Below are 23850 nucleotides of genomic sequence, written 5' to 3'. Positions count from 1 at the left end.
ATGAGTATGGACATGACCATGGGATGGTTGCCGACGAGTTTGTTGATCACGTTGTTGCTGGTGCGCGGGGCGATCGCCTATGCGTATCGGCGCGGTATGCTCGATCAGCCCGGCCAGCGTCGCTCGCATCATCTGCCGACTCCGCGCGGCGGCGGCATCGGCATCGTGCTGGCGCTGCTGATCTGTCTGCCCGGCGCCCTGTACAGCGGACCGCAAGCATGGCCGATCCGGGTGATCGCCGGGCTCTGGATCGCGCTGCTGCTGGTCGCTGTGGCGGGCTGGTGGGACGATCACCGTTCACTGCCCGTGTTGCCGCGGCTGGCGACCCAATGGGTGGCAGTAGGCGCGTTTTCAGCCAGTCTGCTGGTGAACGGATTGTCGTGGTGGTGGTGGCCACTCTTGCTGCTGGGGGGAGTCTGGAGCATCAACCTGCACAACTTCATGGACGGCATCGATGGCCTGCTGGCGCAACAGGCCATTTTTGTCGGAACGGGTCTGGCCCTGCTGGCATGGGCGGGAGGGCAGTCGGCGCTGGCGCTGGCGGCCGCGACCCTGGCCGCTGCAGCGCTGGGCTTCTGGTACTACAACCGGCCGCCTGCGAGCATCTTCATGGGCGATGTCGGCAGCGGCAGCCTCGGCCTGCTGATTTTCGGGCTCAGCGCGATGCTGTGGCGTGCGGATCATGCGCTCCTGTGGCCAGCGATGATCCTGTCATCGGCATTCGCGGTGGATGGCAGCCTGACCCTGCTGACGCGTATCTGGCGCGGTCGCCGCTGGTACACTGCGCACCGCGAACATCTGTACCAATGGCTGGTGCGTCGTGGCGCAACACATGCACAGGCGGATGCGGCTTACCTTGGCTGGAATCTGCTGGTTGCGGCGCCACTGGCCTGGTTGGCCTGGAGTCATCCTCGAATGGCGCTGCCGATTACCATGATCGTCTATCTGGCAGCGACAGCCGCATGGCTGGCGCTGAAACGTCGCTGTCTGCGCCGCCACCCGTCCAAGGTTTCCCATGTCCCTGCGTAAGCTCGTCGGTTTCATTCATCCGCGTGTCGCCGTCGTGCTTCACGACCTGCTGGTGACCGCGCTGGCCTGGTGGCTTGCGAAGCTGCTGCGCTATGCGCTGCGGCCCGACGAGATCGTCAGCTTCCTGCCGCTGGAATTTCCGACCGTCTTGCTGGTGCAGGGGCTGATCTTCCGCTGGACCGGGCTGTACAAGAGCGTCTGGCGTTTTGCCAGCTTGCCGGACCTGTGGAACATTGTCCGTGCCGCGGTGATCGGTGCGCTGTTCATCGGCCTGTCGCTGTTCCTGTACAACCGCCTCGCGGGCGTGCCGCGTTCGGTGCTGCTGCTGTATCCGGGCCTGCTGGCGGTGCTGCTGGGGGCGCCGCGACTGGCTTACCGGTACTGGAAGGACAGCCGCAACGATCTGTTGCACAACCAGACCGTGAAACGCGTCCTCATCGTGGGCGCGGATCGCGCGGGCGAAGTGCTTGCACGCGATCTCCGTCGTGACAACCGTTATGCCGTGGTCGGTTTCGTCGACGACAAGCCCAGCCTGCGCGGCGCGAGCATCAACAATCATCCGGTGCTGGGTCGTTTCGATCAGTTGCCGATGGTGGCGCGCGAGGCAGCGGTCGACATGTTGCTGATCGCCCTGCCTGGGGTTTCGACCGCCGAGATGCGGCGCGTGGTCGCGCTCTGCGACTCGACCGATCTGCCTTACCGGACGGTACCGCGGCTGGAGGATGTCGTAGCCGGCCGGGCCCAGTTCAACCAGATCAAGGAAGTGGCGATCGAGGACTTGCTCGGCCGCGACGCGGTGGAGCTGGACTGGACCGCCATCCGGGAAACGCTCAGTGCGCGTCGCGTGCTGGTGACCGGGGGTGGTGGCTCGATCGGTTCGGAACTGTGCCGGCAGGTGGCTCGGCTCGGTGCGCAGTCGCTCACCGTGGTCGAGCAGAGCGAATACAACCTGTACCGGATCACGCAGGAACTGCGCGCGGATTTTCCTGAGTTGATTCTCGAAGGCATCCTGGCCAGCTGCGGCGACCGGGCCGCGATGCAGAAGGCCTTTGCGGAAGCCAGGCCACAAGTGGTGTTCCATGCGGCGGCCTACAAGCACGTGCCGATGTTGCAGGGACAACTGCGCACGGCATTTGCCAACAACGTGCTGTCCACCTGCACGGTCGCCGATGCCGCACGCCTGGTCGGGGTCGAATGCTTCGTCCTGATTTCGACCGACAAGGCCGTCAATCCGACCAGCGTGATGGGTGCCTGCAAGCGCATTGCCGAAATCTACTGCCAGAACCTCAACGCGCATGCCGACACCCGCTTCATGACGGTGCGTTTCGGCAACGTGCTGGATTCGGCGGGCTCGGTGGTTCCGCTGTTCCGTCGACAGATCCGCGACGGCGGTCCGGTCACCGTGACGCACCCGGAGATATCCCGCTATTTCATGACGATTCCCGAGGCCTGCCAGTTGATCCTGCAGACGGCGAGCCTCGGCAAGGGTGGCGAGATATTTGCCCTGGACATGGGCGAGCCGGTGAAGATCCGTGATCTGGCCGAGCAGATGATCCGTCTGGCGGGCAAGAAGCCGGGCAGCGAAATCCCGATCGTGTATACCGGCCTGCGCCCCGGCGAAAAGTTGTTCGAGGAATTGTTCCATCCGCTGGAGAACTACAGCGCCACCCGCCATGCCAAGATATTCCTGGCGCAACACCGCGAAGTGTCGTGGGAGTTGCTGCAGGCACAGCTGAACAAGGCGAGCGAGGCCGTTGCCGTTTTCAACGAGGAAGAACTCCGCCGTTGCGTGTCCAGCCTGCTGCCTTCGTTCCGCTGGAGCGAAGCGGCACAGCCGGACAACGTCGTTTCGATCCATCGTGCCACCCCGGAGATCAGTGAGTGAGCAAACCGCTGCGCAAGGTCGTTTTCCCCGTCGCCGGACTCGGTACGCGTTTTCTGCCGGCGACGAAAGTGGTCGCCAAGGAGATGCTGCCGGTACTCGACAAGCCGCTGATCCAGTATGCCGTCGACGAGGCCGTCGATGCCGGCGCCGACACCCTGATCTTCGTCACCAATCGCTACAAGCATGCCATCGCCGATTACTTCGACAAGGCCTACGAGCTCGAGGCGAAGTTGCACGAAAAGGGCAAGGACGAACTGCTGGCGCTGGTACAGGGCACCTTGCCACGGCATGTGCGGGCGATCTTCGTGACCCAGCCCGAGGCGCTCGGCCTCGGTCACGCCGTGCTCTGCGCCAGGCCCGTCGTCGGCGACGAGCCGTTCGGCGTGGTGTTGCCGGATGACCTGATCTGGAACGGTGCGATCGGCAGCGGCAAGGGCGCACTGCGGCAGATGGCCGAGCTGGCCGAGGCACAGCAGGCCGGGGTGATCGCGGTGGAAGAAGTGCCGCCCGGCGATACCGACAAGTACGGCATCGTCGATGCCACGCCCATCGACGAGCGCAGCGCGCTGATCCGCTACATGGTCGAGAAGCCCCGGCCGGCCGATGCGCCCTCGAACCTGGCCGTGGTCGGTCGCTACGTATTGCCCGGTCGGATCTTCGAGTTGCTCGAGCGGACCACGCCGGGAGCCGGCGGCGAGATCCAGCTCACCGATGCGATCGAGGCCTTGCTGAAGGAGCAGGGCAAGGTGCTGGCCTATCGTTTCGAAGGCATCCGCTTCGACTGCGGCAACAAGGCGGGCCTGGTGCGCGCCACCATGCACATGGCGATGCAGGATCCGAAGCTGGCGCCCACCGTGCGCGCATTTCTCGACCAGCTGTGAGGCAGCCGTCGCTCGCGTGGGCGCATGATGAGTCACGCGCATCGCTCGCGCGCCGACGGTGCCGTCTGGCCGGCACGCCGGTCCGGCGCCCCGCCTCGGCGCGGACGACCCGCCGCGCATGAGACCGTCGGCCGCCGCCTCCTACTATCGCGCCACGGCGACGCCATACGCTGCCTATACGCCGCTTCAGGGCAGTGCGCACGCGCGGGTTGTCGTCATCGGCGGCGGCTATGCGGGCCTGAACACCGCACTCGGGCTGGCCGAGCGCGGGGTGCGCGACGTGGTGTTGCTGGAGAGCGAGCAGATCGGTTTCGGCGCCTCCGGGCGCAATGGCGGCTTCGTGTTCGCCGGCTATTCGCTGGGCGAGCAGTCGCTGCTCGATCAGCTCGGCGAAGCGCGGGCGCGGGCATTGTTCAAGCTCACCACCGAAGCGGTCGGGCGCATCCGGCAGCGCGTCGCCGACTACGCGATCGACTGCGATGCGGTGGATCAGGGCGTGATCTGGGCCAACTGGTTCCGCGATCCGGCGGTGTTGCGCCAGCGTCAGCAGCTGCTGGCCGAGCACTATGGCGTGCAATGGCAATGGATGTCCGAAGCCGAACTGCGCGACTGCATCCGAACCGAACGCTATCACGACGGTTTGTTCGAGCGCGCCGCGCTGCACCTGCACCCGCTCAACTACGCGATCGGCCTCGCCGCGGCGGCGGCGAAGCAGGGCGTGCGCATCCACGAGCAGAGTCGGGTGCACAGCCTCGTTCGCGAGGGCCTGCAGTGGCGTCTGCGCACGGCGCAGGGCGAACTGCTGGCCGATCAGGTCGTGCTGGCCTGCGGCGGCTATCTCGCCGGCCTGCAGAAATCGATCGATCGCGCGATCCTGCCGATCGCCACCTACGTGATGGTGACCGAGCCGCTGGGCGCGCGGCTGGATGATTGCCTGCACACCCGCGCCGCGGTCTACGACAGCCGTTTCGCGTTCGACTACTACCGCGCCCTGCCGGATACCCGCTTGTTGTGGGGAGGCCGCATTTCGATACGCAACCGCTCGGCGCATGGCGTGCAGCGGCTGCTGACGAAAGACCTGCTGCGTGTCTTCCCGCAATTGCAGGGCGTGAAGGTCGACCATGCATGGTCCGGCCTGATGAGCTATGGGCGCCACCAGATGCCGCAGATCGGCGGCAGCGACAACGGCCTGTGGTGGGCGCAGGCATTCGGTGGTCACGGTCTGGCACCCACCTGCGCCGCCGGCGAGTTGCTGGCCGCGGCGATCGCCGACGGCGACGATCGCTGGAAGCAATTCGCCGACTACGGCTTGAGCAGCACGCACCGTCCCGCGGGATATCTGGGCGCCCAGGCCACCTACTGGTGGCAGCAGGGCCGGGACTGGCTGAAGACGAGGCTGGAAGGATGAGCGAGACAACACCTGCACCCATCAGCTGGGCCGATTTCGAGAAAGTGTTGATCGTGGCCGGTACGGTCACCCGGGTGGAACCGTTCCCGGAGGCGCGCAAGCCGGCTTGGAAGGTCTGGGTCGATTTCGGTGCTTACGGCGAAAGGAAGACCAGTGCGCAGATCGCCGCGCTGTACAGCGCCGACGACCTGCTGGGGCGGCAGGTCGTGGGCGTGATCAACTTCCCGGAAAAGCAGATCGGCCCGTTTCGTTCGCAGTTCCTGCTGACCGGCTTTCCCACCGACGACGGCGTGGTGCTTACCGCGATCGAGCGGCCGGTGCCCAACGGTACCCGGCTGGCCTGAGCCGGTACCCGGCCGGTCCGGCCGCCAAGCCACTTTTCAGCGATCCAGCCAGACTTCGAGCCCCTGTGCATTCAGCTCGATGTCCATGTGCAGCAGGGCATCCAGCGCGTCGCGCCCCTGCGTCCAGCCATGCGCCTGCGCCCGATCGGCATACAGAGTGGTCAGCGCCTCGACCAGCACGGCGTGACAGTCGGGGCGGCCATGGGCCTCGCGGGCCAGCGCCACCATCGCGTCGATCTGCTCGTGCAGGTCGGCGGCGAGTCGGTAGATGTCATCCACGCGGTCGTAGTGGGTGAGGTACATCGCCTCGGGTTGCAGCGCGAGCAGACGCTCGATGGAGGCGTGCAGCGCATCCGGGTCGAACTGCACCGGCGAGGTGGTGGGCAGGACGAACGGGCCGCGGGCGGTGTCGAACTCGCGATACGACAGGCCGAACACGTCGCCGGTGAAGCAGACGTTGGCGCGAGCGTCATGGATCGCGTTGTGATGTTTCGCGTGGCCGGGTGTGTCGATGCAGCGCAACGGCCGTCCTGCCAGATCCACCACATGGCCATCGGCCGCCTCGATCACACGCTCGGCCGGGATCGGCCGCAGCCGCCCGTACTCGCGTTCCATCACGGCCTCGCCGTAGACCGCGCTGGCACCGGCCCACAGTTTCGACGGGTCGATCATGTGGCGCGCGCCGCGCGGATGCACGACCAGCCGTGCATTCGGCAACTGCGCCATCAGTTCCCCGGCGCCGCCGGCATGATCCAGGTGCACATGGGTGAGGATCAGCCAGTCCACCTCGGCCGCGACCAGGCCGTTGGCCGCCAGCGCCGCCAGCATGCGTGGCACCGAATGGTTGGTGCCGCAGTCGACGAAGGCCGCACGGCCGCCCTCGATGATCAGATACGCCGCATCGAACTGCGGCCGCAGGAAACCGGTGTCGATGGTGTGGATGCCATGGGGGATCATGCCTGCCTCGCGATCAGTCGATCCGGCGAGGGTAGCAAGCCGCGACGGGATCGGCACTTGGATCCCGAGCGAGCCCCGGCGCGCGGCCGTTGCGCGATGGCGGCTCGGCGAGCAGGCAAACTGCGCTAGGCTGGTTACGCATGGGGAACCGGGAAATCGTCGATGCGCTGCTTGTTCATGGTTGTCGCGCTACTGCTGGGGAGCGCGGGGTCCGCTGATGCGGCGGAAGTCGTGGTGCATTTCAGCGATGCCCATGGCCGCGCGGTGAACGACGCGGTAATCATGTTGACGCCGGATACGGCCATCCCCGCTGTCGCCTCCGCGGCGCCACCCGCCACCTACATCATCGACCAGCGCGATGAGACCTTCATTCCGTACGTGCAGGTGCTGCGACCCGGTGACAAGGTGGTGTTCCGCAACAGCGACAGGACGCGACATCATGTCTATTCGTTCGCGGCCATCAAGACCTTCGAGTTCGTGCTGCGTCCGGGCGAAAGCTCGCCTGCACTCAGCCTGGACCAAGCTGGCATCGCCGCCGTCGGCTGCAACATCCACGACCACATGGCCACCTATCTGTTCGTAACCGCGGTACCGGCCGTCGCGATGTCCAGCCGTGACGGCACCGCGGTGCTCGGCCATCTTGCTCCCGGCGGCTACACCGCACACGTATGGCATCCCCAATTGCATCCGGGCCATCCGGAGCCGGTCCAGAGCGTGACCATCGCGGGCGACACCGACACCGTGCAGCTGAGTTTCACGCTGTCGCTGCTGCCGGACCCGCGCATGTTCATGGATCGCGAACATCTGGATTACTGAACCGGTCATGCCATCCATGGGCTTCCGCCTCCGCCTTGCGCTGTTCTTCGTCGCGACCCTGGTGACAGTGCAACTGCTGACCGCAGGCCTGGTCTACGAGGTGACCCGGCGCGCGCTGGTGACCGAAGGCGAGCGTCAGCTGACAGCCAATGCACAGGCGTTCGTGGCCCAAATGGATGACATTTCGGCGCGGATAGCCGGCAACGTCGAAGTGCTCTCGCTGGATTACGCGCTGCGTTCGGCCATCGCCGAGCGCGATCGCGGAACCGTCCTGTCGGTGCTGCGTAATCACGGTCGCCGGGTGGGCGCTTCACGCATGCTGCTGATCGGCCTGGATGGCACGATCGAGGCCGATACCGCAGATGCGACAACCACACACGCACGCTTTCCCTTTCCCGACCTGATCGACAGCGCGTATGACCGGCGCACGGCCGCCGTGGTCGCGCTGGATGGCAAGGCGTCCTGGATGGTGGTGGTGCCGATCTACGCGCCGCAGCCGGTGGGGCTGGTGGTGGTGAACGTGCCGTTGGATGACGCGTTGCTGGCGCATATGCAACAGCTGTCGGCGCTGCCGCGCGATGTCGAGCTGGCGGCGCAGTCGGCTCCCGGCCACTGGGCCGTGGTGGCCCGTGGCGATCGCCACACCGGCTTGGTCGACAGTCTCGTCGCCTCGGGCCAGGGATTGCCGTGGAAGCCGTTGCTGACGAAAGTGGACGGCCAGGAATACATGGTTCTGGCGCAGCGCCTGAAGCAGCCAAAGCAGGGCACCCCGGTCGTGGCGGTGCTCGGCTACTCGCTGGACCATGCGCTGCGCCCGTTCCGTGCGGTGGCGATCGCCTGGGCGGCGTTGCTCGCACTGGGGTTGGGCGTGGGCCTGCTCGGCGTATGGTTCACCGCCCGCAGCGTATCGCGCCCGGTCGAGGCGCTTGCCGCTGCGGCGCGGCGCATCGAGGCGGGTGATTACCGTGCGCCGGCAAGCATGCAGCGGCGCGACGAAATCGGCCAGCTGGCCAACGCCTTCGGCACCATGACTGCGGCGGTGCATCAGCGTGAATTGCACATTCGCCATCAGGCGATGCACGACAGCGTGACGGATCTGCCCAACCGGGTGGCCGCCGAAGCCAGCGTCGACCAGAGCCTCGGTGGCGACGGCATGGACCATGGTGCCCTGATGATGGTCGGGCTGACGCGGGTGCCGGAGATCGTCAAGACCATGGGCCATGCGCTATGCGATCGCCTGATGCGCGACGCCAGCGAGCGCATCAGGCGGGTCGCAGTCGATGCGTATCTCGCGCGCACCAGCGATGCGCAGTTCATGCTGTGGCTGCCGGGGGCTGACCAGACGGCGGCGGTTGCGGCGGCGTTGCGGATACTGGATGTACTCAACGAGCCCTATCAGGAAACCGATGTCAGCATCGACCGGTTGCCTTCGGTGGGCATCGCGATGGCACCGGTCGATGGTTCGCAGGCAGGCACGCTGCTGCGCCATGCCGAGGTGGCGCAGTTCGCCGCCGGCGGCTCGGCCAGTGCGCTGAGCTTCTACGACGCGGCCACCGACCCGCACCGCCCGGAGCGACTGTCGCTGATGGGTGACCTGCGCGACGCGCTCGATCGCGATGGCCTGTCGCTGCACTACCAGCCCAAATTCGATCTTGTCAGTCAGCGCGTCGATGGCGCCGAGGCGCTGCTGCGCTGGAATCATCCCCGGCGTGGCTGGGTACCGCCGGATGCATTCATCGGCATGGCCGAAGACACCGGCAATATCAACCGGGTTACCCGCTGGGTGCTGGCCAGCGCGCTGGCCCAGGCGCAGCAATGGATCGAACGCGGCCTGCCGCTGCATATCGCGGTGAACCTGTCGACCCGCGACCTGGAGGATGCCGACCTGCCGGCGCGGATCGGCGGGCTGCTCTCGATTCATCGCGTGCCGGCTTCCTGCCTGACCGTCGAGGTGACCGAGCGTGCCGTGATCGGCGAGCCGGACATCGCGGTACGCATCCTGCGCCAGCTGGCCGAACAGGGTATCGGCATCGCGATCGACGATTTCGGGGTGGGGCAGTCCACCTTCGCCTACCTGCGGCACCTGCCGGTCAGCGAGCTGAAGATCGACCAGATGTTCGTCAAACACCTGGCCACCGATCCGAACGACCGGGTCATCGTGCGTTCCATCGTCGACCTCGGTCACCAGCTGGGCTACCGCGTCACCGCCGAGGGCGTGGAGGATCAGGGCGCGCTGGATTACCTGGCCTCGATCGGTTGCGATCATGCGCAGGGCTACTTCATTTCCAGGGCGCTTCCGGCGGAGGCCTTCGCCGCGTTCGTCGCCGGGCAGCGCGGGCATGCTGCCGCGGGAGCGCCACGATGAAGCGTTGCAACTGGCTGCTCTGCCTGCTGGGTTCGGCATGGTGCTCTTCGGCCGCCCTTGCGCAGGACGTCGAGCTGCACGCCTATATCGACGGCCGCCTGGTCGCTGCGCCCGACGAAACCAGCTGGACGAAAGGCGGCCTCGGCAAGACGCGCTTCGGCGGTGGCGGCACGGATGCGCAGTTCGGTGGCGCCGCCGTCGTCGGTACGGCGCAGCTAACCTCTGCGCTGCTGGCGCTGGCCGAGATCCAGCTCCAGACCACCGACCGCCCGACCGTGAGCGTGATCGAAGCCTACTTGCGCTATCGCCCGGTCTCGCTCAACCGCTGGCGCTGGTCGATGCAGGCCGGCGCTTTCCTGCCGCCGATCTCGCTGGAGAACGACGCGATCGGCTGGACCAGTCCGTGGACGCTCACGCCCTCGGCGATCAACAGCTGGGTCGGTGAGGAATTGCACGCGGTGGGTGCCGAGGGCCGGCTCGAATGGCGGGGTGAGGTCAATACCTGGGAATTGCGCAGCGCGTTGTTCCGGCGCAACGACCCGGCCGGCAACCTGCTTGCCGTGCGCGGCTGGTCGCTGAGCGATCTCACCTCGGGCCTGGGCAGCCGGCTGCGCGAGCCCGATGCGACGGCGGGCGGTGATGGTGATGGTGATCAATCGACGGCCAGGCGCTACGACCCGTTCCAGAACATCGGCAGCCGCATGGGCTGGTACGCGAATCTGGAATGGCATGCACCCGGCCTGGGTCGGGTAAGGCTGATGCGTTACGACAACCGCGCGGACCCGGCCGCGCATACGGCCAGTGGCGTGTTTGCGTGGCATACCTGGTTCACCAGCATGGGCGCCAGTACCGACACCGGCCCGATCCACTGGATCGCCCAGGCGATGGACGGCGCCACCGTGATCGAGCCGGGGTATGACAATCAATTCAGGACCGGTTTCCGCTCGGCCTTCCTGCTGGCCGGCTGGAATCGCGGCCACTGGCGTCCCGCGCTGCGCGTCGAGCACTTCAGCACGCACAAAGGGCGCTCCGATGCCGGCATTCCCCAAGGCGAGCACGGCAACGCAGTGACCGCGGCGCTCAACTGGCGCCCGCGTGACTGGTTGCGGTTGACCGCCGAGGTATTGCGGATCGACAGCGCAAGTACGCAACGGGCGCGCCTCGGGTTGTCGTCGAAGTCGACGATCACCCAGGCGCAACTGAGTGTCCGGCTGATCTATTGAGCGGCAAGCGCGGCACGGGAACCCGCGGTCTGCCGTGGCATCCGATCCTTGCCGATGCCATGGCAGCCACGCCGGACGAGCATGCTTCGATGCCGGTATCGACCGGCGCCACGCCGCAGCTCTTCATCGGCACGGAGCCTCCCTTGGCTATCCGGCCCGGCGAAACGTCAGGTTGATGCGGCACTCGCCCAGCGCGGCGTGATGGTCTGGCTTCAGCGGCAGCACGCCGTGATGGCGCAGCCGGGCCGGGCCACCCCAGACCACCACGTCGCCGTGGGCCAGCGGCACGCGCAGCGGCCGGTCCGCGCGCTGCAGGCCGCCGAACAGGAATATCGCAGGGATCCCCAGCGAAACCGACACGATCGGTTGGCCGAAATCGCGTTCGTCGCGATCCTGGTGCAGGCTCAGGCGGTCGCCGGCGCGATAGCGATTGATCAGGCAGGCGTCCGGCACGAAATCCGCAAAGCCCGCCTGCGCCGCCGCACGGCCGGCCAGCCGCAGGAAAACCTCCGGCATCGCCGGCCACCGCCTGCCGCTGTCCGGATCGATCGCATCGTAGCGATAGCCTTGGCGATCGCTGATCCAGCCCAGCGGCCCGGCATTGGTCATGCCGACCGACATGCGCCGGCCGCCGGGCGTGATCAGGTGGCGGAACGGCGCCTGCGCCACGATCGCATCGATCGCCTGCAGCAGCGATGCCTGTTCCGGCAGGGCGAACCCGCGCAATACCACTGCGCCATCGCACAAGGGCTCGGTCCGCGCGGTGGGAGCGGCCGAATCGGGGAACAGTTCCGCGGTGATCATGTGGCGTCGTGAAAGATGATGCCGAGCGTGTGGCGCTGCCCGGTGTGCACGCGGCTGACACCATGGCGCTGGTTCACCCGGTAGCTGCCGCGGGTTCCCGATACCGGGCGCTGGTGGACGGCAAACACCACGGCGTCGCCCTGGCGCAGCGGCACCACCTGCGGACGCGACTGCATCCGCGGGCGCTGCTCGGTCAGCACGAATTCGCCGCCGCTGAAGTCGCGTTCCGGTGCGGACAGCAGGACCGCCAGCTGCAGCGGAAAGACGTGTTCGCCATACAGATCCTGGTGCAGGCAGTTGTAATCCCCCGTACCGTACTGCAGCAGCAACGGGGTCGGGCGCCACTGGCCGGCGGCATGGCAGCGGGCGAGAAATTCCGCATGGGTGGCGGGGTAGCGCACGTCGCTACCCATGGTGGCGCTCCAGCGGTTGGCCAGCGGGGCCAGCAAGGGATACGCCGTGGCGCGCAGGTCAGCGACGAGATCGGGCAGGGGATAGCTGAAGTAGCGGTACTCGCCACGCCCGAAACCGTGGCGCTCCATCACCACGCGGCTGCGGAAGGCATCGTCGTTCGCATACAGGCGGGCCAGCGCGCGACACTCCGGCGGCGACAGCACGCCTTCGAGCAACGCCCAGCCTTGTGCGTCGAGATCGGACGTGACGCGGGCCCAGTCGAACGGTTGCAGCCGCGCACCGGCGTCAACCGCCGGGGCGATGGGTGCATCGTGCCACTGCGCGTTCATGCCTGCGCCTCGCGCTCGAGCAGTGCGCGCTTGCGCTGCACGCCCCAGCGATAGCCGGACAGGCCGCCGTCGTTGCGCACCACCCGATGGCAGGGAATCGCCACCGCCAGCATGTTCGCCGCGCAGGCGCCGGCTACCGCGCGCGCTGCCGTGGGGGAGCCGATGCGCCGCGCGACTTCGGCGTAGCTCGCCGTGGACCCGGCCGGAATCTCGCGCAGTGCCTGCCACACGCGTTGCTGGAACGCGGTGCCGCGCACATCCAGCGGCAGGTCCAGGCCCAGGGCCGGAGCCTCGACAAAGCCGACCACCGTGGCCACCAGTTGCTCATAGGCCGGGTCGCCGCCGATCAGGTTGGCCCGGGGGAAGCGGTCCTGCAGATCGCGGGCCAGTTCGTCGGGATCATCGCCGAACAGGATCGCGCAGACACCGCGGTCGCTTTGCGCGACCAGGATCGCACCCAGCGAGCACTCGCCGATCGCGAAACGGATGTCGCTGTCGATCCCGCCGGCGCGATAGCTGGAGGGGGTCATGCCGAGCAGATGGCTGGAGCTCTCGTAGAAGCGGCTGCTGGCGTTGTAGCCGGCCTCGAAGATCGCCTCGGTCACGCTGCCGCTGCGGCCCAGTTCGCTGCGCAGGCGGCCGGCGCGGTGGGCACTGGCGTACTGCTTCGGGGTGACCCCGGTCACGCTCTTGAATACGCGGTGGAAGTGGAACGGGCTGAGCCCCGCCTGCTTCGCGAGCTGTTCCAGCGTCGGTGCCGTCTCGGCGCGCTCGATCGTGCGGCAGGCGGCAGTGACCATCGCCGCGTGCTGTTCCGCCAGCGACGCCTGGTTCGGCGTGCAGCGCCGGCACGGGCGAAACCCCGCGCGCTCGGCATCGGCCGCCGTGGGGTGGAACGTCACGTTTTCCGGACGGGCCGCGCGGGCGGTGCAGGACGGCCGGCAATACACGCCGGTGGTCCGCACGGAATAGAAGAACGTGCCGTCGGCGCGGGCGTCATGGGCGACCACGGCGGCCCAGCGCGGGTCGTTCACGGTGGCGGCGGCAAGCAGGGCGTTTTTGCGGGAGACTTTCATGGCTGCACCTGGCAAGAGGTTATCGCGTGGAAGCCATTCTGGCGACTGCATTGCCCGGGGGCACTCCGACTCTTGCGCTGGAATTCAGCCTGTTGTCCACCGCGGGTCGCCGTCGCGTCGCCGGCGTTCAGCCGGTGCGCTTCACCACTGCAGCATCAGTTTGCCGATGTGTTCGCTGCTCTCCATCAGCGCATGCGCGCGGGCCGCTTCGGCCGCCGGGAAAACCTGATGGATCACCGGCCGCAGCCGACCGGCCGCGAGCAGTGGCCAGACCTTGGCGTGCAGCTGGCGGGCGATCGCGCCCTTGAACGCGACCGGGCGGGCGCGCAGGGTCGAACCGGTGAGGGTGAGCCGGCGGCGCATCAGCACGCCGGCGTCGATGGCGGCCTTGCTGCCGCCCAGGGTGGCGATGAAGACCAGCCGGCCACCCTCGGCCAGGCAGTCGATTTCACGCGGAACGTAGTCGCCGGCCACCATGTCCAGGATCACGTCCACGCCGCGTCCGGCGGTGGCCTGCTTCAGCACCGCGACGAAATCCTCCTCGCGGTAATTGATCGCGCGTTCCGCGCCAAGCCGCTCGCAGGCAGCGCACTTGTCCGCGTTGCCGGCGGTGGCGAACACCCGATGCCCGAACGCGCGGGCCAGCTGGATCGCGGTGACGCCGATGCCGCTGGAGCCGCCCTGCACCAGCAGGGTTTCCGCCGCGCCGCCTTCGCCGCGGCCGAGCTGGCCACGCTCGAACACGTTGCTCCACACGGTGAAATAATTCTCCGGCAACGCGGCTGCCTCGACCAGCGAAAGCCCCGCCGGCACCGGCAGGCATTGCGCCAACGGTGCCACGGCATATTCCGCGTAGCCGCCACCGGTGAGCAGGGCGCACACCGCGTCGCCGGGCTCGAGGCCGAACGGATTGTCGCCGCTGAAGTCGCCTTCGAGCAGGCTTCCGGAGACCTCCAGCCCCGGCAGGTCGGAAGCACCCGGCGGCGGGGCGTAATTGCCCTGGCGCTGGAACACGTCCGGCCGGTTCACCCCGGCCGCCGCCACCTTGATCAGCACCTCGCCCGGTCCCGCCGTGGGGACCGGGCGTTCGGTCAGTTGCAGCACCTCGGCAGCGCCGGGGTGGATGATCTGGATGGCTTGCATCGTGGACATGGCGACTCGGTCGTGGTGGGGAATACCCCGTTATGCGGCCGTATCCACCAGTACCAACTCCGCGTCCTCGATCGCGCTGATCCGCAACACGTCCTCGTCGCGGATCGCCGCGCCGTCGCGGGTATCCAGCCGCGTGCCGTTGATCTCCACCGACCCGCTGGACGGCACCAGATACGCGTGACGGCCCGCGTCCAGGGCGTACTCGATACTCTCTCCGGCCTTCAGCGTGGCGCCCAGCACCCGTGCATTGGTGCGCAATGGCAGCGCGTCGGTGTCTTCCTTGAAGCCGCTGGCCAGCGCAACGAACCGGCCGGAACGATCGCCCCTGGGAAACGGACGCGCGCCCCAGGACGGCGGCTGGCCGCGGCCATCGGGGATGATCCAGATCTGGAAGATGCGGGTGGTGCCCGGCTCCAGGTTGTACTCCGAATGGGTGATGCCGCTGCCGGCGCTCATCACCTGCACGTCGCCGGCTTCGGTGCGGCCGACGTTGCCCAGGTTGTCCTTGTGCGTGATGGCGCCCTCGCGCACATAGGTGATGATTTCCATGTCCGCGTGCGAATGCGGCGGAAAGCCGGTCTGCGGGGCGATGGTGTCGTCGTTCCACACCCGCAGTGCGCCCCAGCCCATGCGCCCGGGGTCGTTGTAGCTGGCAAACGAGAAATGGTGCTTGGCCTTGAGCCAGCCGTGGTCGGCTCCGCCCAGGCTGTCAAAGGATCTGCGCTCAATCATGATGGATCTCCCGAATATGCATTGCGCCAAGATCGGCGACTGGCGCAACCATAGGGTCGCCCTGACCGTTCTGAAATAGGCACCAGGGAAACGGACTGTCGCCCGATTCGCCGGTTCGCATGCTGATCGTTCCCGTCGTCGCCGTCATGCATCGGATTGCTGTTTACGCGGTTCCCGGCGGGAAAGACCTGCGCTTCAGGCCGGGGCGGCCGACTCGAACACGACCTTGCCGGCATCGTCCAGCGCGCTGAACTCCGCATCCGTCAGCTCGATGTCGACCGCGGCGACATTCTGCTCGAGATGCGCCAGCCTGGACGTGCCCGGGATCGGCAGCATCACCGGGCTGCGCCGGAGGACCCAGGCCAGTGCCACCTGACTCGGCGCGGCGTGGTGGCGCGTGGCCACGGCGTCGAGCAGCGAACCGGGCCGGGCCAGGTCGCCGGCCGCGAGCGGGAACCACGGGATGAAGCCGATACCCTGCCGCGCACAGTAATCCAGCACCGCCTCGCTGGTGCGATCGACCAGGTTGTAGCGATTCTGCACGGTGGCCACGGGAAAATGCTTCGAGGCCGCCTCGATCTCCTCGACCGACACCTCGCTCAGGCCGGCGTGGGCGATCAGCCCCTGGTCCAGCAGCGACTTGATCGCTGCGAACTGTTCGTCGCGTGGCACCTTGGGATCGATCCGGTGCAGCTGCCACAGCCCGATCTGCTCGACACCGAGCTGGCGCAGGCTCTTGTGCACCTGCTGCAGCAGGTATTCGGGGCGACCGAGCGGGATCCACCGATCCGGCCCGGTGCGGGTCAGGCCGGCCTTGGTGGCGATCAGCAGGCCCGGGTACGGATGCAGTGCCTCGCGGATGAGCTGCTCGGAGACATCCGGACCGTAGGAGTCGGCGGTATCGATGAAGTTCACGCCCAGCCCGGGCAAACGCATGAGCGTGCGCAGACATTCGGCGCGGTCGGCCGGTTCGCCCCAGATGCCCTTGCCGGTGATGCGCATGGCACCGAAGCCGAGCCGGTGGATTTCCAGTTTTCCGCCGATCCTGAACGAACCGGAGCGTGACGCGTCGAGATGGGGCATGACGATATTCCCTGGTCGGATGAACGATGCTGGTCGATATCGGGACAGACTATTCAGCCGGATGTTCAGGCCACGTCGGCATATCGAAAACGATCTGCCTGCGGTCGATCCCGGCATTCGCCGCGTCAGGTCGGGCAGGGCTTACCAGTCGGTGGGCTTGTAGTCCTTCAGGAACTGCCCCCACACATGCTCGCCGCTGTTGATCCCGCTGATGATCGGATCGACGATCCGCGCGGCGCCGTCGATGATGTCCAGCGGCGGGTGGAAGCGTTCCTCGAGCACCTTCCTCGCGGCCAGCTCGGCGGGATCCTCGTCGGTCACCCAGCCGGTGTCGACGCTGTTCATGTGGATGCCGTCGTTGTGGTAGTCCGTGGCGGCGGTGCGCGTCATCATGTTCAGCGCGGCCTTCGCCATGTTGGTGTGCGGGTGCCGGGTGGTCTTGAAGCTGCGGTAGAACTGGCCTTCCATCGCCGACACGTTGACGATGTGCTTGTCGCGCCCGGGCGTGCGCAACATCAGCGGCTTCAATCGCGCGTTGATGATGAACGGCGCGATCGCGTTGACCAGCTGCACCTCCAGCAATTCCACCGACGGCACCTCGGCCATCAGCAGCCGCCACGAATTGCGCTGGCGCAGGTCGATCTGCTGCAGGTCCTGGTCCAGCCGGCCTTCGGGGAACAGGTGGCTCTGCGCCAGCAGTTCCTCGGGCAGCAGCGGCAGTTGCGACAGTTCGGCAGCGCGGGTCAGCCCGGGCAGGTCGGTGCGGCCGCCGCCGACGGCCAGTGCCGAGGCTCCGGCGTCGGGCAGGATGTTCGAGCCGCGCAGCCCTTCGTAATGCCCCACCAGCCGGCGCAGGTGCTCGGGCATCTCGTGCACGGCGGCCGTCTCGCCTTCCATCATGTGCGCGTAGAAGTCCGGCGGCCGGCGCACGGTCTGGCAGGCATTGTTGATGATGAAATCGAGCCGTGGCCGCGTGGCCACCAGTTCCTGGCAGAACGCTTCGACGCTCGGCGTGTGGCGCAGGTCGAGTCCGTAGATCTGCAGGCGGTCGCCCCACTGGGCGAAGTCCGGCTCCTCGGCGTAGCGGGCGGCCGAGTCGCGCGGAAAGCGCGTGGTCACGATCAGTTCGGCGCCGGCGCGCAACAGCTTCAGGCCGGCCTGGTAGCCGATCTTCACCCGGCCGCCGGTCAGCAGTGCCACTCGCCCGCGCAGGTCCACCAGCTCGGTGCGCTTGGCGTAGTTGAAGGCCGCGCAGTCGGGGCACAACTGGTCGTAGAAGAAATGGATCGCCGAATACTTCTGCTTGCATACGTAGCAATGCTTCGGCTCGATCGATTCGCGCGGCTGCGCCGCGTCGGCATCGGCCGGGATGTCCTGCGGCAGGAAGCCCTCGGGTGCAAACACATTCGGCGTGGTGAACACCGGCCGCCGGCGCAGCGCGCGGATGCCGGTCTGGTTGAGCACGCTGTCCTCGGCCTGGATCTTCGCCGCATGCCGCGCCTTCTCGGCTGCCTTCAGCTTGATCCGTCGCGCGCCGGGATCGGGATGGTAGAGCTGCGCGACCGCCTGGTGCAGGCGCTGGCGGTCGTCCGCGGGCAGCTGATCCAGCAGTTGCCGATCGGCTGCGACGGACTCCAGCAGTTCCGCCGCGGCGCGCAGGCGCTCCAGCAGGGCGGTATCCGCGTCGTCCTGTCCGGAGGTAGGGGCGGTCGTGATCGTCAAGGGGTTCATCCGTAGTCGAGTGGGGGCAGTCAGGTTCGTCCGTGCTGAAAACAGACGAACGCATGCTGCAGACCGCGTATTTTGCCTGTTTTCGAGCGAACTTCGGGGAAAGCGGGCCGAGCGCGCCGTACCGGTGTCTTCCGCGGCGCCGCGGTTCGCCTCATGGCGTGGCATTCACCGCAACCACGGCATGCGGCTAATGAGAGCTGGGACACACTTTGATGGCATGGCTAATGCAAAAGTGGTGTCGTAGCCGTCCGGTATGGAGGGCCTGAGCTGTATCCCCGGTGGTGGGGCGCCAGTGGAGATTTCGGCGCCACCCTGCCACAGCCATCAAGGTCGTTTTCGTGAGTGTGCAAGCCGCATCAGTCGCCAATGTGCAGGACGCCTTACCGGCCCGGCCTGTCACTGTCCTGACTCCGGACATCGATGCCATGTTGTGCGATCTGCCTACCGCGCACCGTGCCCTGCCGATCGGGCGCCGGATCGCCGGCCAGGGGTGCGATGGCACGAGCAAGCTTTCCACCGCCCCCCGCAGTCGCCCGTCCGTATCCGCGGGACAACCCTCCCGCATCCGTTTCGTGTACTTCCCGGTCGTCGACGAACACGACGGTCGGGCGAGCTATCACCGGCACCTGGTCACGGCCGAGGTGCTGCTCGATCGCGTGCTGGCGGCCCGGGCCGCCGGCCTGCGCGCGATGGCTCCCGCGCTGGACTACGCTGCCGAGGCGCGCGCGATGGTGCAGCCGCCACGGGACCTGTTCCACCCGGCCACGCTGGAATATCGCCGCTGGTACGACGACGACGGCAACGTGCGGCCGCAGCCGTTGACCCAGGAAGCGCTGACCGCGCAGATGGTCGATGCCGGCCTGCCGGTCGAGCAGGCACGGGACCGCGCGGTCCACCGTTCGCATGCCTTGCCGGCGGTCGACCAGCTCTGGCTGATCGACCGGCGCAACACCCCGCTGGATCAGCGTCCGCTCAATCAGGCGGAGTTCCGCGCGCTGATCGAGGCCATCGAGGGTGCTTATCAGGCCCCCGCCAGCGCACCGCACCTGTCGAACGCGAATCGCCAGATCGCCTTGCGCGTCGCCGCCATGCTGGGCGTCCTGCTGGACGAATACGTCGCTTCGCCTTTCAGCATCGCCGCCCTCAACGAGGCCTTCAGCGAGAACCATCTCGAGCATCTGCGCCAGACCATCGAGACCTCGCGCCAGGCGGAGTCGGCGTCGGGCGTGCTGGCCGGTCCGCAGGCCTGGTTCGCGGCCAAGGCGGCAAGAATGCGGGCCGAGCACCAGGTCGGCCTGGCCATGTCGCCATCGGCCTTCCAGGCGATGCGTCTGTCCGGTCGTCCGGTGGTCATCGTGGTGGGCGGCAAGCTGCGCACCTTCATGGATGGCTGGAGCAGGGGCCGCATCAGCTCCAGCGTGGCCTACGTCACGCCGAAAACCGCGTCGGCGGGTTGAACCCGACACTGTCGGCCTGAGCCACCGCGCCGTCACGTTCGTCGTGCGGCCGTACCCGCCCTCGGGCGACCGATCGGCGATCCGGCATCCGCGCGGGGGCCCGCGGCGTCGGCGCGACATGCGGTCGCAGTCGTGCCGATAGCGCCGGCAGGGGCATAGATTGCAGGGGCATCTCCACCACCCGCACGGAGTTCTCCATGTCGAGCAAGTCGTACAAGCAGATCACCCAGGATCTGAACCAGGCCATCGCCACCTTCCGCGCCGCCGAGCCCGACACGATGGGCGGCTTCTCGGCCATGGCCAAGGCCGCGATGGCGCCGGGTGTGCTGTCCGGCCTGGACAAGGAGCTGATGGCGCTGGCGATCGGCGTCGCCACCCATTGCGACGGCTGCATCGGCTTTCACGTCAAGGCGCTGGTCCGGCTCGGTGCCCGTCGCGAGCAGGTGATGGAGACCCTGGCGGTGGCGGTCTACATGGGCGGCGGGCCCTCGCTGATGTACGCAGCCGACGCGGTGCGTGCCTACGAAGAGTTCACCGCGGAAAGCTGATACGCGGCAGGGCGGCGCGGGCCGCTCAGCAGCTGCCGTCCAGCCAGCTCGACAGAGCGAAGCTCTCGCGACGGCCCGGATCGTCGTGGTGACGTGTGCACCAGCTTTCGGCAGCCTCCCGTCCCAGTTCCCGCAGGGCCTGCAACCGGCGCAGCCGCGTATCCGCGGCGGAATAGCCGTCGCGGATGGTCAGGGCGTCCTTCGGCGTGATGATGTGCATGCGCAGGCGGCGCAGCCGACCGGCCGCCGCACCCGGAGCCAGGTGCTTGCCGATGCGCTGACGGGTCAGCGCGAGATCGCGCAGTTCGCGCCTGAACGCGCTGGAAAACGACAGCTGGGCCGACAGCTCCGCGATGTCGCGGGCCGTGCGCGGCACACTGAAGCCGTCGAACGGTTGCAGCAACACGCATAGCAGGTCGTCGCTGCCGCCACCGAGCAGCGGTTCCAGCACGGGGTTGCCGGCGAAGCCACCGTCCCAGTACGCCTCGCCGTCGATGTCCACCGGGGCAAACCATTGCGGCAGGCAGGCCGACGCCAGCAGGGCGTCATGGCTCAGATGGGCGTTGTCGAACAGGGTCAGCGCGCCATCGCGTACGCGCGTCGCCGCCACGTGCAGCTCGATCGGTCCCGCACGCAGGGCATCGATGTCGAATGCTGCCTCGACCAGCGGCCGCAGCGGATTCGCCGACAACGGCGCGCCCGGCACCTTCGACCACAGTCCCGGATCGAGCGTGCCCGCGGCAGCGACCCACCACTCGGTCGCTGCGTTCTGCCGTGCCAACGCCAGCCAGAACGCATCCAGCGATTCGCGCGCCCCGGCGGCGCCGCCATGCAGCCAGCCCTGGGCCAGGGCGGCCGCGTTCATCGCTCCGCTGCTGGTGGCACTGATCGACTCGATCTGCAGTCCCGGCCACTCCAGCAGGCGGTCCAGCACGCCCCAGGTGAACGCCCCATGCGCACCGCCGCCCTGCAGGGCCAGCTTGATCGGGACCGCATGGGAAATGGTGCTTTGCATCATTCGATCTTCCGCGCCCGACGCGCTTGGCGTCAAGCCGGCACGGGGCCGGGCAGGCCACTTTGCCGATTTCTGCGCGCATACTGTGTGCCTTCGCCCTGCAATGGGGCGGAGGGGTATCGCAGGGGTAACCTAACCTAATCGAGCGAGGCAGCAGCTTCGCGGGGGGTTCTCATGAAAGGTATTTCACTTTGCGTGGTATCGGCGTTGGCACTGGTCGGCGTGGCAAGTGTGCAAGCCGCCGAAATGGAAAAGGCGAACATCATGCGGGTCTACACCGACTCGGTGGCGCCGCCGGATCAGCAGGCCTACGAGGCCGGCGCCAAGAGCTTCAACAAGTGTCTGGCAGAACATGGATTCAAGTACGCATGGACAACCTGGCTGCATGAAACCGGCGATACCTACCAGTACTCGTATGTATCCGAGCCCGTGAACTGGGCCGCCTTCGATGCGATGCACGTGCAGAGCAGTCCGTGCATGGCCGCGTGGCAAAGCGATGTGAATCCGCACCTGAAAGGCGAAACCAGCGCGTTCCTGGAGATCAAACCCGAACTCAGCTACATGGCCAAGGACAACATGGACGCCGGCAGTCCGCTGATGGAAGTGACGTTCTTCAAGCTCAAGCAGGGGCACGAGGCGTCCGAGGCGTTCACGGCGGCAGCGAAGAAGATCGCCGCCGCCGCTGCGAAATCCAACTGGTCCAGCCACTACACGTTCGTGCAGGTGATGGATGCCGATCACGGCGCACCCGACTTCATCCTGTCGATCTACTCCAAGACCTGGGCGGACTTCGGCAAGGAACCCAACCAGCCGTTGTGGAAGATGGTCGAGGGCGTGTACGGCAAGGACTCGGCGGCCGCCATGCGCAAGTCGGTCAACGGCGCGATCCAGGAGGTCTGGTCGCACGTCGACAGCCGCAGCGCCGACCTGACCTACACCCCGGCGGGCAAGTAACGCCAGCCGCAGCAGCGGGGCGGCCGGCCGTCACGGCCGCCCTTTCTGCCCGTGCCGGTCCACTCCATCGACCGCCGCCCGCGTGCGGCGAGCAGGGCGGGGCCGTTCAGTCGCGCCGGTGCCCGCTCAGCTCGTGCCCCGCATCCGGCGCAAAACGCAGGTGCCAGCGGGTCGAGCTCAGCGAGATCAGGCTGACCACGACGAACGCGATGGAGAAATCCAGCTGGTGCGGCTCGGCATGCCGGCCCAGGCCCATGCTGAGCTTGAGCACCAGCGCACCGCTGCAGATGCCGACCGAGAGCATCAGCTGCTGCAGGGTGGTGTACAGGCTGCTGGCCGCGCTGATCCGTTCGGTCGGCACGGCCTCGTAGGCCACCGTGTTGTAGGCGGCGAACTGGAACGACATGAACGCGCCGCAGCAGAACAGCAGGGCGAACATCAGCGCGAACGGCCAGTCCGGCCGGAACAGCGCGCACACCGCATAGCCGAGGCTGGACAGCACGCCGTTGACCAGCATGCCGCGGCGGAACCCGACCCGGCGCAGCAGGCCCGGGGTGGCGCTGCGCATCACGATCGCACCCAGCGTGGTGGCCAGGATCAGCTCGCCGCTGCGCACCGCCGAGAGGCCGAAACCGATCTGGAACATCAGCGGCAACAGGAACGGCTGCGCGCCCTGGGTCACCCGCATCAGCGAGCCGGCCACCACCGACAGCCGGAACGAGTCGATCTTCAGCAGCGACAGATCCAGCAGCGGGTCGCGCCGCCGCCGCGCATGCCACAGATAACCCAGGCCGGCCGCGCTGCCCAGTGCGATCAGGCCCAGCGCCTGGACCAGGTCGGCGCTCTGGCCGATCATCTCGAAGCCGAACAGCAGGCTGCCCAGGCTGACCCCGCACAGCGCAAAGCCGCCCAGGTCGAACCGCACCGGCGTCGCGCCGGCGGGAATCTCCAGGATGAAACGGCGCACCAGCCAGTAGCCGAGCACGCCGATCGGCAGGTTGATGTAGAAGATCCAGTGCCAGTCCAGGTAGGTGACGATGAAGCCGCCCAGCGGCGGCCCCATCAGCGGACCGAGGAAGGCCGGGATCAGCGTCCACGACATCGCCGAGACCAGGTGCCGGCGCTCCACCGTGCGCAGCACGATCAGCCGCCCGATCGGCGCCATCATCGCGCCGCCGGCGCCCTGCAGCAGGCGCGCGGCCACCATCATCGGCAGGCTGCCGGCGAACGAGCAGGCGATCGAGCCGAGCACGAACACGACGATCGAGGCCTGGAACACCCGCTTGATGCCGAAGCGCTCGGCCACCGCGCCACTGGCCGGAATCAGGATCGCCAGGGCCAGCAGGTACACCGTCATCGCGATGCTCATCGACGGCGCGCCGACGTGGAAGTCGCGCGCCATCGTGGGCAGCGCCGTGGCCAGCACGGTCGCGTCCAGCTGCTCCATGAAGATGGCGCAGGCCACGATCAGCGAGGTCACGCGGTAATCGGGAAAGACCGGCAGCGGCAGGGGGAGCGCCGAGGCGTCGGTCGTTTCCTCACTCAACAAGGTCACGAGGCGGTTTCCTGGAACGAGCGCTCCACGCCGGCACGGCAGGACATCGGCGGGCCGGCAAACGGGAACAGCTCAGACTGCGATACGCGGGG

Annotated in this window: 21 protein-coding genes; 11 read left to right on the top strand and 10 right to left on the bottom strand. The window is 67.5% G+C overall.

The annotated features are described in order from the left end of the window. Positions 1-6: 6 nt before the first annotated feature. The 5 genes from ACFPPA_RS09360 (at position 7) to ACFPPA_RS09340 (ending at position 5547) form a co-directional block, all read left to right on the top strand. Positions 7-1029, top strand: coding sequence for an MraY family glycosyltransferase (locus tag ACFPPA_RS09360; RefSeq protein ID WP_377320653.1), 1023 nt, complete (start codon positions 7-9; stop codon positions 1027-1029). Beyond that, positions 1016-2914, top strand: coding sequence for a polysaccharide biosynthesis protein (locus ACFPPA_RS09355; RefSeq protein WP_377319505.1), 1899 nt, complete (start codon positions 1016-1018; stop codon positions 2912-2914). Before ACFPPA_RS09360 ends, ACFPPA_RS09355 begins: the two co-directional genes overlap by 14 nt. After that, the gene (gene galU / locus ACFPPA_RS09350; protein WP_377319504.1) at positions 2911-3795 is read left to right on the top strand and encodes a UTP--glucose-1-phosphate uridylyltransferase GalU; all 885 of its coding nucleotides are present in this window, start codon (positions 2911-2913) and stop codon (positions 3793-3795) included. Before ACFPPA_RS09355 ends, galU begins: the two co-directional genes overlap by 4 nt. 118 nt (positions 3796-3913) lie before the next feature. Then, entirely contained in the window at positions 3914-5203 is a 1290-nt protein-coding gene (locus ACFPPA_RS09345; RefSeq protein ID WP_377319503.1) for an NAD(P)/FAD-dependent oxidoreductase, read from the top strand. Beyond that, a complete protein-coding gene (locus ACFPPA_RS09340) occupies positions 5200-5547 on the top strand; it encodes a tRNA-binding protein (RefSeq protein ID WP_377319502.1) in 348 nt (115 codons plus the stop codon). Before ACFPPA_RS09345 ends, ACFPPA_RS09340 begins: the two co-directional genes overlap by 4 nt. Before the next feature lie 36 nt (positions 5548-5583). Here the strand turns inward: ACFPPA_RS09340 and ACFPPA_RS09335 are convergent, their stop codons facing one another. Beyond that, positions 5584-6504, bottom strand: a complete 921-nt coding sequence (locus ACFPPA_RS09335) for an MBL fold metallo-hydrolase (protein ID WP_377319501.1) — start codon at positions 6502-6504, stop codon at positions 5584-5586. A 162-nt stretch (positions 6505-6666) separates the two neighbouring features. Here ACFPPA_RS09335 and ACFPPA_RS09330 point away from each other — a divergent pair, with 162 nt between their 5' ends. Genes ACFPPA_RS09330 through ACFPPA_RS09320 form a run of 3 tightly spaced genes read left to right on the top strand, consistent with a single transcriptional unit; the run spans position 6667 to position 10908 of the window. After that, entirely contained in the window at positions 6667-7320 is a 654-nt protein-coding gene (locus tag ACFPPA_RS09330) for a cupredoxin domain-containing protein (protein WP_377319500.1), read from the top strand. Between the two features lie 16 nt (positions 7321-7336). Then, entirely contained in the window at positions 7337-9685 is a 2349-nt protein-coding gene (locus ACFPPA_RS09325) for a putative bifunctional diguanylate cyclase/phosphodiesterase (protein ID WP_377319499.1), read from the top strand. After that, positions 9682-10908 (top strand): porin family protein, encoded by a 1227-nt coding sequence (locus tag ACFPPA_RS09320; RefSeq protein WP_377319498.1) that lies wholly within the window; start codon positions 9682-9684, stop codon positions 10906-10908. The genes ACFPPA_RS09325 and ACFPPA_RS09320 overlap by 4 nt, the downstream gene beginning before the upstream one ends. 147 nt (positions 10909-11055) lie before the next feature. Here the strand turns inward: ACFPPA_RS09320 and alkB are convergent, their stop codons facing one another. The 7 genes from alkB to ACFPPA_RS09285 form a co-directional block, all read right to left on the bottom strand. Continuing rightward, complete coding sequence (gene alkB / locus ACFPPA_RS09315) at positions 11056-11712, bottom strand: DNA oxidative demethylase AlkB (RefSeq protein WP_377319497.1); 657 nt, start codon at positions 11710-11712, stop codon at positions 11056-11058. Continuing rightward, positions 11709-12455, bottom strand: coding sequence for a 2OG-Fe(II) oxygenase (locus ACFPPA_RS09310; RefSeq protein WP_377319496.1), 747 nt, complete (start codon positions 12453-12455; stop codon positions 11709-11711). The genes alkB and ACFPPA_RS09310 overlap by 4 nt, the downstream gene beginning before the upstream one ends. Beyond that, positions 12452-13531 carry a bifunctional DNA-binding transcriptional regulator/O6-methylguanine-DNA methyltransferase Ada gene (gene ada, locus ACFPPA_RS09305; RefSeq protein ID WP_377319495.1) on the bottom strand — a complete coding sequence of 360 codons (1080 nt, stop codon included), beginning with the start codon at positions 13529-13531 and terminating at the stop codon, positions 12452-12454. Before ada ends, ACFPPA_RS09310 begins: the two co-directional genes overlap by 4 nt. Before the next feature lie 141 nt (positions 13532-13672). Beyond that, positions 13673-14674 (bottom strand): NAD(P)H-quinone oxidoreductase, encoded by a 1002-nt coding sequence (locus ACFPPA_RS09300; protein WP_377320651.1) that lies wholly within the window; start codon positions 14672-14674, stop codon positions 13673-13675. Between the two features lie 39 nt (positions 14675-14713). Next, a complete protein-coding gene (locus ACFPPA_RS09295) occupies positions 14714-15415 on the bottom strand; it encodes a pirin family protein (protein ID WP_377319494.1) in 702 nt (233 codons plus the stop codon). A gap of 195 nt (positions 15416-15610) precedes the next feature. Beyond that, on the bottom strand, positions 15611-16498 hold the full coding sequence (locus ACFPPA_RS09290; protein ID WP_377319493.1) for an aldo/keto reductase: 888 nt from the start codon (positions 16496-16498) through the stop codon (positions 15611-15613). Between the two features lie 141 nt (positions 16499-16639). Continuing rightward, on the bottom strand, positions 16640-18229 hold the full coding sequence (locus ACFPPA_RS09285) for an SDR family NAD(P)-dependent oxidoreductase (protein ID WP_377319492.1): 1590 nt from the start codon (positions 18227-18229) through the stop codon (positions 16640-16642). A gap of 572 nt (positions 18230-18801) precedes the next feature. Between ACFPPA_RS09285 and ACFPPA_RS09280 the strand changes: the two genes are divergently transcribed. Next, positions 18802-19686 carry a hypothetical protein gene (locus tag ACFPPA_RS09280; protein ID WP_377319491.1) on the top strand — a complete coding sequence of 295 codons (885 nt, stop codon included), beginning with the start codon at positions 18802-18804 and terminating at the stop codon, positions 19684-19686. Between the two features lie 197 nt (positions 19687-19883). After that, a complete protein-coding gene (locus ACFPPA_RS09275) occupies positions 19884-20234 on the top strand; it encodes a carboxymuconolactone decarboxylase family protein (protein WP_377319490.1) in 351 nt (116 codons plus the stop codon). A gap of 25 nt (positions 20235-20259) precedes the next feature. On the opposite strand, the gene ACFPPA_RS09270 is transcribed toward ACFPPA_RS09275, so the two are convergent. Beyond that, positions 20260-21252, bottom strand: coding sequence for a patatin-like phospholipase family protein (locus ACFPPA_RS09270; RefSeq protein ID WP_377319489.1), 993 nt, complete (start codon positions 21250-21252; stop codon positions 20260-20262). 171 nt (positions 21253-21423) lie between these two features. Between ACFPPA_RS09270 and ACFPPA_RS09265 the strand changes: the two genes are divergently transcribed. Continuing rightward, positions 21424-22203: a hypothetical protein gene (locus tag ACFPPA_RS09265; RefSeq protein ID WP_377319488.1), complete on the top strand. Its 780-nt coding sequence runs from the start codon at positions 21424-21426 to the stop codon at positions 22201-22203. Positions 22204-22309: 106 nt separating this feature from the next. Here ACFPPA_RS09265 and ACFPPA_RS09260 read toward each other — a convergent pair whose 3' ends face one another. Further along, positions 22310-23713, bottom strand: coding sequence for an MFS transporter (locus ACFPPA_RS09260; protein WP_377320649.1), 1404 nt, complete (start codon positions 23711-23713; stop codon positions 22310-22312). Between the last annotated feature and the right edge of the window lie 137 nt (positions 23714-23850).

It is taken from the genome of Rhodanobacter ginsengisoli (assembly GCF_042657065.1).
Taxonomy (GTDB): Bacteria; Pseudomonadota; Gammaproteobacteria; order Xanthomonadales; family Rhodanobacteraceae; genus Rhodanobacter; species Rhodanobacter ginsengisoli.
Note: the sequence above shows the minus strand (reverse complement) of the source record. Positions and strands in the feature narration are given on the sequence as shown.